The sequence below is a fragment of the Corallococcus sp. AB030 genome (assembly GCF_003668965.1).
In the GTDB taxonomy this organism is placed as follows: domain Bacteria; phylum Myxococcota; class Myxococcia; order Myxococcales; family Myxococcaceae; genus Corallococcus; species Corallococcus exiguus.
In genome coordinates, this window is record NZ_RAWQ01000268.1 from 1 (window position 1) to 11,596 (window position 11,596).

Below are 11,596 nucleotides of genomic sequence, written 5' to 3' on the forward strand. Positions count from 1 at the left end.
GGCCCTGATGGAGGCCGGTGCGCCCTACCCGGAACCTCCCCTGCGCCTGGTGGACGCCACCGGCATCGAGCCCGCCGGCGCCCCGCGCATGGTCCAGGAGGTGCGCCGCCGCGTGGAGCAGGGCGAGCGCGTGATCGTGGTCATCGACTCGCTCATCACCCACCCGGCGAGCCTCCCGCTGGCCCTGGCCGCGGACACCGCCCTGCTGGTCGTCACCCTGGGCGAGACGGACTTCGGCTCCGCGCAGAAGACCCTCGCCCTGGTGGGCGAGGACCGCTTCGCCGGCAGCGTCACCTTCCCGCGTCCGACCAAGAAGCAGAAGCGCGCCGCCGCTGACGCCGCCAAGAAGAAGAAGCCATGAGCCCTTCCGACTCCCCCGCTGTCCCGGCCCCCCGGCTCAGCGTCGTCATCGCCACGTACAACCGGCTGCCCCTCATCACCCGTCTGCTCCAGCAGCTGGCCGGCCAGACGCTGCCGCCCGAGGAGTTCGAGGTGGTGGTGGTGGACGACGGCTCCGCCTCCGACGTGAAGGGCCCGCTCTCCGAGCTCAAGCTGCCCTACACCCTGCGCGTGGAGGTGCAGCAGAACGCGGGCGCCGCCGCCGCTCGGCACCGGGGCGTGCTGGCCGCTCGGGGCGCCACGGTGCTCGTCACGGATGACGACATGCAGGTGGCCTCCGACTTCCTGGCGCGCCACCTGGCCCACCATCCGCAGGGCTCGCGCAACGTGGTGCTGGGCCGCATCCGGCCGGATCCCGAAATCGGGGAGATGCCCCTCTTCGAGCGCTGGTACGCGCACCTCAACAACCGCATGGCGGAGGAGCTCTCCGTCCCCGGAGTGAAGGCGCGCGGCAACCACCTGTACACCGGCAACGTGTCCTTCCCCCGCGCGGACTACGTGGGCGTGGGCGGCTTCGACAAGACGCTGGGCCAGTCCGAGGACGTGGAGCTGGGCGTGCGCCTGGAGAAGGCTGGCTGCGCGTTCCTCTTCGCGCCGGATGCGTACGTGCTGCACGGCAGCGACCACGTCAGCTTCGAGAAGTGGATCCGCCGCGCCCACCGCTACGGCATGTTCGACACCCACGTCTCCGTGAAGCACCCGGACGTGAAGGGCGTGAACCCCTGGCGCCTCTTCTTCGAGACGAACCTGCTCTCGCGCCCGCTGCTCGCCTCCGCGGTGGTGGCCCCAGAGGCGTCGCGCCGGCTGACCGAGGCCGTGGTGAAGGCCTCCAGCGTGGCGGACAAGCTGGGGCTCACGGGCGCCGCGTACGCGGGCACCTCCGTGGCGTACGGCATGGAGTACCTGCGCGGGGCCCGCACGGAGGCCGGCGGCTGGGTGGGCGTCGCCAAGGGCCTCGCTCGCTACCTGCAGGGCCGGGGAAATCCCCAAGGATGAAAGCCATGTTCGGAGCCCTCATCTCGGACGCGTTGGAGATGGCCAAGGCGGCCACCGGTACGACGGACGCGAAGTCCATCGCCAAGGTGGTGCTGACCAGCGACTCGTACCGCATCACCGCGCTCAACCGCGCGCGGGAGGCGGCGCTGGCCTTCCACATCCCGCTGGTGAACCACGTGCTGCGCGTGGCCCAGACGGCGGTGATGGGCATCGAAATCGGCAAGGACGTGACGCTGGGCAAGGGCGTGTACTTCGTGCACAGCCTGGGCGTCGTCATCGGCGGGGACGCGCGCATCGGCGACCGCGTGCGCTTCTACGGCAACAACACCGTGGGCACCGCCAAGGACAACGGCTACCCCACCATCGAGGACGACGTCTGGATTGGCGCGGGCGCCCGCATCCTCGGCCCCGTGCGCATTGGCGCTCGCTCGCGCATTGGCGCGAACGCCGTGGTGCTCCAGGACGTGCCGCCGGACAGCGTGGCGGTGGGCATCCCCGCGCGCATCTTCCCGCGCAAGGACCTGGACGAGGTCCCGCTGTAACCGTCGCGCCGTCGTTCGTTGATCCGCTGTACCGGGTTCGTTCCGGGGGATGCGTTGAGGAAGGTCATGGCAGAGACGAAGCACGGACGGTGGAAGCGGACCGTCATCCTCACCTGCGCGGTGCTGGGCGGCGGCGCGGGCGTGGCCATGGCGCAGCAGGGCTCGACGAAGGGTGCTGCTGCTGCTGGGGACGCGGCGCCCGCCGCGCAGCCCGCCGCCACGGACACGGTGGCCGTGTACGACGGGGGCATCCAGGCCGGATGGAAGGACATCGGCTGGGCGCCTCGCGAACTTCCGAAGGGCGCGCCCGCGCGACTGCGGATGTTCAACTACGGCGGGTGGATCCTCTACCGGCCCAAGCTCCCGGGCGCGTATGGCGCGCTGAGCTTCCGCTTCACCGCCCCGGAGTCCTACGGCGAGTTCCTGGACGTGCGCCTGGATGCCCCTGGCGCCGCGACGTTCCCGCACGTGCGGATCAGCCCGGAGTTCATCGTCAAGAAGGACCGCGAGTGGGCGGAGGTCGTCGTGCCCATGGAGATCCTCAACCCGCGCAGTCAGCCCTTCGACCGCCTGGTGCTGCGCGCGTCGAAGGAGGTAGGCCGGGACTGGGTGCTCTTCGACAAGGTGGCCCTGGTGCCGCTGTCGCCGGACGTGGCCGCTGCTCGGGCCGCTGGCGGTGGACGCATGGGCCGGGGCGACGGCCGCGAGTCGAAGATGATCATCGACTGCTCCGCGCCGTCCAAGCCCATCAACCCGCTCATCTACGGCATCGCGCTGGACGGCAACAAGGAGACGACGGACACGCACCAGTGGAAGCTGGGCGCCACCATCCGCCGCTGGGGCGGCAACCCCACGTCCCGCTACAACTGGAAGCTGGGCCGCGCGTGGAACACCGGCAACGACTGGTACTTCCGCAACGTGCAGCTGGGCTTCGGCGCGGATGACTTCCTGGAGTCCAACCGGAAGAACAACGTCCAGTCCGCGCTCACGCTGCCGCTCATCGGCTGGGTGGCCAAGGACACGTCCGCCGTGGGCTTCCCGGTGTCCTCGTTCGGCCCGCAGCAGGCCCAGGACGACACCGACCCCGCGGGCGGCAACGGCGTGCGCCGCGACGGCACGCCCCTGGTCCCCGGCGCTCCCACGACGACCAGCGTGCAGGCCCCTCCGGAGTTCATCTCCGAGTGGGTGAAGTCGCTCAAGGCCGCCAAGCGCGGCGTGAACATGTACATCCTGGACAACGAGCCCGCCCTCTGGAGCTCCACGCACCGGGACGTGCACCCTGAGCCGCTCACCTACGACGAGCTGCTCAAGCGCACCATCGAGTACGGCACCGCCGTGCGGAAGGCGGATCCAGAAGCGGTCATCGCCGGTCCCGCGGAGTGGGGCTGGACGAACTACTTCTGGTCCGCCGCGGACTTCGCTCCCGGCCGCCCGCCGTACACGGACCGCCGCGCGCACGGCGACGTGCCCCTGTTGCCCTGGTACCTGCGCGAGCTGCGCGACCACGAGAAGAAGACCGGCGTGCGCCTGCTGGACGTGGTGGACGTGCACTTCTACCCGCAGACCAACGTGGGCCTGGGCCTGGAGGGCGCCACCGACCCCGACACCAACGCGCGGCGGATCCGCTCCACCCGCGCGCTGTGGGATCCGACCTACAAGGACGAGTCCTGGATCGCCGAGCCCATCCAGCTGATCCCCCGCGTGAAGCAGTGGATTTCGGAGAACTACCCCGGCCGGGGCGTGTCCATTGGCGAGTACAACTTCGGCGCCATGAAGCACATGAGCGGCGGCCTGGCGCAGGCGGAGGCCCTGGGCCGCTTCGGGCAGCAGGGGCTCACGTCCGCGTTCTTCTGGCAGTACCCCGCGGAGAACAGCCCCACGTTCTGGGCGTTCCGCGCGTACCGCGACTTCGACGGGCGCGGCGGCCGCTTCCAGGACAACGGCCTGTCCACCACCGCGGCGGAAGGCACCAGCCTCTTCGCGTCCCGCGACGCGTCCGGAAAGAAGCTCACCGCCGTGCTGCTCAACTTCGACCCCGAGCAGGCCGCCCAGGCGCAGCTGGAGTTCAAGGGCTGCGGCTCGCTCAACACCGTGCGCGTCATGGGGTACTCGGGCGCGCCGGGCGGTTTCACCGAACAGGCCACCGGCAAGCAGGCCGAGCAGACCCTGTCGCAGCGCCTTCCCCCCTACTCCATCACCGTGCTGGACCTCACGGTGAAGTGAAGACGACGCCTTGACCACCGTACACGCCCCCGCCGCCGCTTCCCCTCGCCCGCGCCTGAACATCGGCCAGCTCACCATCGACCAGCTCACGTTCCCGGAGGCCATCACGGCCATTGGCGAGTTGGTGGACGCGCACCAGGGCGGCTACGTCTTCACCGCCAACGTGGACCACGTGGTGCTCGCGGAGACGAACACGCGCTTCCGCGACGCGTACTCCAAGGCCACCATTTCGGTCGTCGATGGCATGCCCATCGTCTGGGCGTCGCGCATGCTGGACGTGTCCCTGCCGGAGCGCATCGCCGGCTCCGACCTCATCCTCCCGCTGGTGAAGATGGGCGCCGAGCGCAAGTGGCGCATCTTCCTCTTGGGCGCGGGCCCCGGCGTCGCGGAGAAGGTGGGCAAGCAGTTCCAGGCGGAGTACCCCGGCATCGAGGTGGTGGGCTGGGACTCGCCCATGGTGAACCTGGACGCGGGTGACGCGCAGAATGATCCCATCGTCGCGCGCATCCGGGAGCAGGACCCGCACCTGCTCTTCGTCGCGCTGGGCAGCCCGAAGCAGGAGGTCTGGATTTCACAGGTGGCCCAGAAGCTGGGGCCCACGGTGGCCATCGGCATTGGCGCGGGGTTCGACTTCATCGCCGGCACCGCCAAGCGCGCCCCCGAGTGGATCGCCAAGGCCGGCTTCGAGTGGCTCTACCGCCTCACCCACGAGCCCAAGCGCCTGTGGCGCCGGTACATCCTCAATGACTCCCAGTTCGGGATCATCCTGCTGCGCGAGCTGTGGAAGCGCACTCGCGGTTCACAGGAAGGCTGAGTCCCGAGGGACTCGCACGACTGGCCGTATGTCCTTGATTTCTAAGGCTTGGGCGCTTTGCCCCTCCCTGGACAGTTACAGCCAAACTTGAGTATTCTAGCCCCGCACGCCTTTCGCGGGGTGCTTCTTCCAGCCGGACGCGGGTTTCGGATCACCGGGGCGCGGAGGTGAGGCGCGGGTGGACGGGCCGGGGTGTGCGCTGGGGGCCCTGAGCCTCGCGTCCGGGTGTGCCCACCCGTAGGCCCCTGGACGTTCCCTCATGTCATCAGCCGTATCCCGTTCGTCGCCCCGTTGGGCGGCGCGACTCGTCACGTTCGCGGTGGTGTTGCTGTCGGCCTTCAGCCTGCCGGCGGCCGCCGCCACCAACACGGAGGCCACGCAGAAGGCCATCCAGTTCCTGAGCGCGGACGTGGCCAACTGGACCACGCACGAGAACTGCATCGCGTGCCACCGCCAGGGCGCGGCGGTGTTCGGCCTGTCGAGCGCCAAGGCCAATGGCTACAACATGGCGCAGACGGCGACCAACGGGCGCACGCTCCAGCAGAACCTGGACGCCATCACGGCGCGCATCAAGACGGACCAGCTTCCTTCCGGACACTGGCTGTATCAGGGGTCCGCGTACCCGAACTCCAAGACGGGCTGGGCGTCGTTCGGCCTGGCGGGCTTCGACCAGTACGTGTCCACGCAGTACAGCAGCGCGCTGGTGATGGCGGCCAACTGGGCGCTGGGCATGCAGCAGTCCAGCGGCCGGTGGAACGAGGACCACAGCGGCACGCCGGTGAACCACGGCAACGTGCCCATCACCGCGCGATACATCGTGGCGCTGGCGCAGGCGAAGCAGCGCGTGGACCCGGCGAAGGCGGCGCAGTACCAGGCGGCCATCGACAAGGCGGCCGCGTACCTGCGGGCCAACATCAACACGGCCACCACGGGCGTCTTCGACGACGGCATGCCGTACACGTTCCAGAAGTCGTGGGCCATCGTGGGCCTGAAGGCCGCGGGGGCGGGCGCCAATGGCGTGAACACCACCACCATCCAGACGCTGGCGAACCAGCTCATCGCGATGCCCGCCGTGAGCGGCAAGGGCTGGGGTCGCCTGCCGAGCGATGCGTCCGACGACTTCGCCACGGGCATCGCCGTGTACTCGCTGTGCCTCGCGGGCAAGGAGCCGGCGAGCAACGCGCGCCTGTTCAACGCGATTGAATGGCTGAAGACGAAGCAGGCGGCGGACGGTGGCTGGGAGCCGGGGTCGGCGGCGCGGGACATCCCGACGACGTTCGCGTCGCTGGGCCTGGCGTGCTTCGGCGACTTCAGCGTGGAGGTGTCCGTGGTGGGCGAGGACACGAAGATGTTCCCCATCTACGACCCGGCCGCGCAGGAGACGACCTACACGTTCAAGGTGAAGAACCACGGCTACCAGGCGGACACGTACACGATGAGCACGGCGGGCGGCCTGCCCGGCTGGACGGCCACGCTGAACAAGCCGACGGTGTTCCTGGCGTCCGGCGCGGAGACGACGGTGACGCTGACGGTGCGCGCACCGCCGCAGCTGCTGCCCTCGCTCCTGGCGGACGTCACGGTGACGGCGGCCTCGGGTGGCGCGGCGGGTGTGTCCGCTTCCGCCCGCGCGCGGACGTATACGCCTCCGCCTCCTCCGGTGACGGGCGTGGCGACGACGACGACCATCGTCACTCCGGCGGCGAACGCGAGCGTGACCATTGGCCAGGCGACGCTCCTGTCCGCGCGGGTGCGGAACGCGTCGAACAACGCCGTGGTGGCGGGGCCGCTGAAGGGCGTGGTGACCTTCTTCGTGGCGGGCGTGGCGATTGGCGCGGATGACGACGCGGACGGCGACGGCGTGTTCTCCCTGCCGTGGAGCATCGCGACGGACACGTGGACCGCCACGGGCGCGCAGGACTACCGCGCGGTGTACTCCGGCGTGACGTTGCAGCCGGCCAACCCGAACCTGCTGGGCAGCACGGCGGCGCAGACGCTGAACATCAATGCCTATCCGTACACGCCGCCGGAGGTCATCATGGGCAACCAGCCCGCGTTCCTCCGCGAGACGACGCTGAACGCGTGGGGCTTCGTGAAGCCGGCCACCAACGGCGCGGTCATCACCTACGCGGCCTTCATCGTGAACGGCGGCACCCCGGTGGTGGTGAACCCCGAGCTGAGCGGCGGTCTGGTCTACGTGCCGGTGGAGCTGGTGGAGGGGCCGAACATCATCCAGCTCACGGGCCGCGACAACCTGGGCGGTGTCACGACGAAGCAGATCAACCTGACGGTGGATCGCGTGGCGCCGGTCATCACCATCCAGTCGCCGGTGTCTGGCCAGGTGGTGGGCGGGTTGGTGGATGTCATCAGCCAGATTGACGAGCAGACGCCGACGCGCGTGGAGACGCAGTGGGTGAACACCACGCTGCTGGAGTTCGGCACCGGTTCGGTGACGCACCCGGTGAGCCTGCCGAACTTCGGCGAGCAGGGCATCCTGGTGCGCGCCACGGACTCCGCGGGCAACGTGACGGAGGCCGTGGTGCATGTGTTCGTGGATTCCGGCTCGCCCACGGTGACGACGGACACGGCGGACGGGGCCACGTTCGGGCCTCGCGCGAACAATGCACTGCCGTATGTGATTCGCGTGTCGTCCGTGTCCGCGACGACGGTGAAGCTTGGCAACCAGCAGTTCCAGCTGCCGCGCGGCGGCGGTGAAATCCAGACGTCGGTGACGCTGGCGTCGGGTGTGAACACGCTGACCATCGACGCGACGAACGAAGCGGGCCGCACGACGCGCGTGACGCGCACGGTGCGCTACGACACGCAGGCGCCCACGGCGACGCTGGTGACGCCGGCTCCGGGCGGTACGGTGGGTGGCGTGGTGACGCTGACGGCGCGGGTGACGGATGCGCTGAGCGGCATCAAGAACGTGGCGTTCACGCGGGACGGGTCGGGCATCCGCGCCGGCACGCTCCAGTCGAACGGCACGTGGACCGCGTCGCTGGACACGCATGAGTTGCTGGATGGCACGCACACGGTGGACGTGTGGATGACGGACGCGGTGGACAACTTCGTCATCCAGAGCTTCAGCTTCACGGTGAAGAACAACTAGCCGTCTGTCGTTGACGGTGGTGCCCCTTCGGGGCGGAGGGTCCTCACGGGCCTTCCGCCCCGTTGTCTTTGGGGCGCATGCTGTTGGGCATGCGTGCACATAGGGCCAGCGTGTGGATGTTGTTGTTCGTGCTGCTCACGGGCTGCGCCAGCGGGCCTACGGTGCGGTTGCGCACGAAACGGGGGACTACGACGTATGCGCCGGAGACTTGGGACCGGCGCGTGCCGGTCAGTGCTCGGGATTTCGAGGCGGCGCTGGCGCGATTGGTATTGGAGGTGCCGCTGACGGTGCGGTCACCGAGGGTGGTGCGCACGGTCGCGAAGAAGGGAGCGCAGCTGGACCTGGGGTTCGGGTTCATGCTGCGGGACGGGTACGGAAGGTGGTGCCGTGCGCATGAAGCTCCGGGGGACTGTCTGTCGTTGCTGGAGGATGGCGCGGGCTTCAGTGAGTTGGACCGGCTGACGCTCGCGGTGGGCATGTCGCTGGACCCTCTGCGCGCGAGCATCGGTGAAGCGTTGCAGGGCACGTTGAATCCGGAGTTCTTCGTGTCCGTGGTGTCGGGCGCGATTGCGTCCTGGGTGGTGTTGGCCGCGGCTCCGGAGCCTGTGTTCACCAAGGCCGCGGCGGTGATTGCCGCCGTGTTCCTGGCGTACGTGGGTGTGCAGTCGTTCCTTGCTGTGGTTCGCGCGTGCGGGGCGTTGAAGGATGCGACGGACCGGGCGCAGACGTTCCAGGAATTGGAAGAGGCGGCGGAGGTCTTCGCGCAGGCACTGGGGCCGGAGGTGGCGCGCGTCTTCGTGCTCGCGGTGACGATGCTGGTGAGTCACGGCGTGACGGTGGGGTTGTCATCCGCGCTCTCGCTGATGCCGCGCTTCCCGGACGCGGTGCGGTTGGGCTCGACACAGGCGGGCTTCAACCCGGCGCGCGTGCTGGACGTGAGCGCGGTGGCGGTGGTGGACGGAGTGGTGGAGGTGACGCTCGCGTCCACGGCGGTGGCCATGGCCACGATGGGCCCGCCTCCTCCGAGTAACAGCGGAGGCCCAGGCAAGTGGGTGCAGGTGAATGAGGCGATGTCCAATCGAGCCCGCGACTATCAGGCCCAGGTGACTGGAGCGCCGAAGGGGTCCGCGTACCGGGTCAAGGTAGGAGACGAAGAGGTCGACTTCGACGGCTACGACCTGGTCGACGATTTGCTGCTGGAGGCCAAGGGCGAGGGCTACGCGAAGTTCCTTGAGAATGATGCGCAGATGAAGAAGTTCTTCACTGGGTTCGATGGACTTCGCGCTCAGGCCCGGCGTCAGCTGGCATTGGCGGGAGGAAAGCGCATCCGCTGGATCGTGGCGGAGCAACCCTTCGCGGATTTCCTCCGTGCGGCTTTCAGCCGTCTCCGTTTCAAGATTGAAGTCGTGCACATCTCTCCATTGCCTCCCGTCCCTTGAGGAGTCCGAGCCATGACCGAGACCTACTACGCGGGTTGCTACTGGCTGGCCCGGCCCGAACCGGTGGAGGACTGCGCCCGGCACCTGGAAGCCTTCCTCCGGGAGCTCGGCCCGCTCGAGCCTTCATGGAACCGCTGGCATGAAGCGGCGGACTCGTACGAAGAGGCTCGCAAGCTTCAGGTCCAGACGGATGCACCGACCCTGACGAAGCTCCTCGGCCGGAAGAGCAATCGGTCTCTCGACAGCTCCAACTTCTGGCTCTGGGCGGGCGAGAACGAGGATGAGACCTCCGCAGTCAACGGCTTCTGCGGGAGCTCATCCCCTCATGTGAACTCGGTGTGTGTCCTGGAACCGCCAGCCCGAGGCCCGGTCGCGGAGCGGGTGCTGACCGCGCCCGTCATGGCCCGCGTGGTGCGTGCCATGGCGCTCGCATGGAAACCCGAGTTCGCCCTGGCGACCTCTGAACAGCACCGGGACCTCGTGGCAGCGCCCTCTTCCGACACCTACGTCGGCTGGGTCACCTACCTCGCCGACTTCCGCGGCCCCGTGCCCCCGCTGCCCTCCTCCGTCCAGGTGGAGCACGTCCCGGACCGGGGCACGCTCATCACCCTCACCCAGGAGAAGTTCACCGTCTCCAACCCCGCCCACGTCGCGCTCGCCGCCGACGTCCAGGCGCGCCTCCAGGCGGCGGGGCTGCTCACCCCGCTTCGCCCCTGGGGCACCTGAGCCTTACCGCCGCCCGGCCTTCGAGAACCTTCTCAGCAGCGCCTCGTGCGCCGGGTGGCGGGCCACCAGCGCCTCCTCCTCCGGCAATTCGAAGTCCGCGAACTCGAACCCCGGCGACACCGTGCAGCCCACCAGCGTGTACGCGCCCAGCGACTCCGCCGCCTGCAGCACCCCCGCCGGCACCAGCACCTGCGGCTGATGGCCCTGCGTCACGTCCCGGCCCAACACCGGGGACTCCACCCGGCCGTCCTCGTGCACCAGGTGCAACGCCAGCGGCTCTCCGTCGTGGAACAGCCACAGCTCGTCCGCGCCCACCACCCGGTGCCACGCGGAGAACTCCCCCCGCTGCAACAGATAGTAGATGGCCGTCCCCGCGGACCTGCGTCCCCGCAGCGTCTGCACCTGGAACGCCGCGCGGTAGGTCTCCCGGTAGTAGCCGCCCTCGGGATGGGGCTTGAGGTCCAGTCTCCTCACCAGCTCTTCAACCATGGTGGGCACAGTCTAACGCCACGTCCCCTCAGGGCTTCTTCTTCTGCTGCTGCATCGCGGACGCCACCAGGTTCATCAGCTTCAACTGCACCGGCGTCAGCCTCCGCAGGTTGCGCATCAGCCGCCGCATCTCCGGCACGTCCTCTTCCGTCCGCACCCGGGGCTTCTCCTTCGGCGGCGGCGCCGCGAACTCCTCACCCAACCCCAGCAGGTCATGCGGCGGGATGTTCAGGACGACGCACAGACGGCGCAGGTTCTGGACGCTCGGCAGCATGTGGCCACGCTCCAGCCGGCCATACACCTCCGACGCCATGCCGATGCGGTCCGCCACGTCCGCCTGCGTCAGACCCAGCTTCACCCGCACGTTCCGTGCCGCCGCGCCGAGGATTCCCGCCAGTTCCGTGTCCATGCCCTTGTCCCGGGTGCGAAGCGCCTCCATGGCACCGGGCGCTGGGCATAACCCTGAAGGTCGGGTCATGTCACCTTACCTCTGGCGTTTTTTCCGCCTCCCACATCCGACCCGGGACGTCCCCTATGAAACGCCCATCCTGCCCCTCTCAGGGGGTGGGCTCGGGCACGGGCGCGCGCCGGCGCTCGGCCGCGGTGAAGAGCAGGGCCATGGGCAGCCCCAGGAACACCGCGTGCCACACAATCTGGAGGAACTGCGGAACGCTCAGGAACCAGGGGAAGTAGCCGCGCCCCAGCAGCTGGAAGTCCACCAGCCACACGAAGATGCCGAAGAGCATCCCCACCGCCGCCTGGAACTCCCAGCGCCCCCGCCCGTCCAACGGAAGCATCGCGTCCAGCAGCGCGTACACCACGCCCCAGCCCGCCGCGATGACCAGGTGCACCCCCAGCC

At 69.1% G+C, this 11,596-nt stretch carries 9 protein-coding genes and 2 pseudogenes; 8 read left to right on the forward strand and 3 right to left on the reverse strand.

Features of this window, described 5'->3' with window-relative positions; translation table 11 throughout:
* The 8 genes and pseudogenes from D7Y15_RS39010 to D7Y15_RS39045 form a co-directional block, all read left to right on the forward strand.
* Positions 1–361: pseudogene (locus tag D7Y15_RS39010) on the forward strand (hypothetical protein); the annotation flags it as partial.
* Positions 358–1,395 carry an exopolysaccharide biosynthesis glycosyltransferase EpsD gene (epsD, locus tag D7Y15_RS39015; protein WP_121755734.1) on the forward strand — a complete coding sequence of 346 codons (1,038 nt, stop codon included), beginning with the start codon at positions 358–360 and terminating at the stop codon, positions 1,393–1,395. The pseudogene D7Y15_RS39010 and the gene epsD, both read left to right, overlap by 4 nt.
* 5 nt (positions 1,396–1,400) lie before the next feature.
* Positions 1,401–1,937: a serine O-acetyltransferase EpsC gene (epsC, locus tag D7Y15_RS39020; RefSeq protein WP_169822113.1), complete on the forward strand. Its 537-nt coding sequence runs from the start codon at positions 1,401–1,403 to the stop codon at positions 1,935–1,937.
* A gap of 66 nt (positions 1,938–2,003) precedes the next feature.
* Positions 2,004–4,160: a GH44 family glycoside hydrolase EpsB gene (gene epsB / locus D7Y15_RS39025; RefSeq protein ID WP_121755735.1), complete on the forward strand. Its 2,157-nt coding sequence runs from the start codon at positions 2,004–2,006 to the stop codon at positions 4,158–4,160.
* Positions 4,161–4,170: 10 nt separating this feature from the next.
* On the forward strand, positions 4,171–4,974 hold the full coding sequence (gene epsA / locus D7Y15_RS39030; RefSeq protein WP_120580787.1) for an exopolysaccharide biosynthesis glycosyltransferase EpsA: 804 nt from the start codon (positions 4,171–4,173) through the stop codon (positions 4,972–4,974).
* 259 nt (positions 4,975–5,233) lie between these two features.
* Complete coding sequence (locus D7Y15_RS39035) at positions 5,234–8,083, forward strand: Ig-like domain-containing protein (protein ID WP_121755736.1); 2,850 nt, start codon at positions 5,234–5,236, stop codon at positions 8,081–8,083.
* A gap of 89 nt (positions 8,084–8,172) precedes the next feature.
* Complete coding sequence (locus D7Y15_RS39040; protein WP_121755738.1) at positions 8,173–9,522, forward strand: restriction endonuclease fold toxin 5 domain-containing protein; 1,350 nt, start codon at positions 8,173–8,175, stop codon at positions 9,520–9,522.
* A 12-nt stretch (positions 9,523–9,534) separates the two neighbouring features.
* Positions 9,535–10,248, forward strand: a complete 714-nt coding sequence (locus D7Y15_RS39045) for an immunity 52 family protein (RefSeq protein ID WP_121755737.1) — start codon at positions 9,535–9,537, stop codon at positions 10,246–10,248.
* Positions 10,249–10,251: 3 nt separating this feature from the next.
* Here D7Y15_RS39045 and D7Y15_RS39050 read toward each other — a convergent pair whose 3' ends face one another.
* The 3 genes and pseudogenes from D7Y15_RS39050 to D7Y15_RS39060 all read right to left on the reverse strand — a co-directional run.
* Positions 10,252–10,737, reverse strand: coding sequence for a cupin domain-containing protein (locus tag D7Y15_RS39050; protein WP_120580791.1), 486 nt, complete (start codon positions 10,735–10,737; stop codon positions 10,252–10,254).
* 28 nt (positions 10,738–10,765) lie between these two features.
* A complete protein-coding gene (locus D7Y15_RS39055) occupies positions 10,766–11,146 on the reverse strand; it encodes a helix-turn-helix domain-containing protein (protein WP_120580792.1) in 381 nt (126 codons plus the stop codon).
* 148 nt (positions 11,147–11,294) lie between these two features.
* A pseudogene (locus D7Y15_RS39060) lies at positions 11,295–11,596 on the reverse strand (hypothetical protein); the annotation flags it as partial.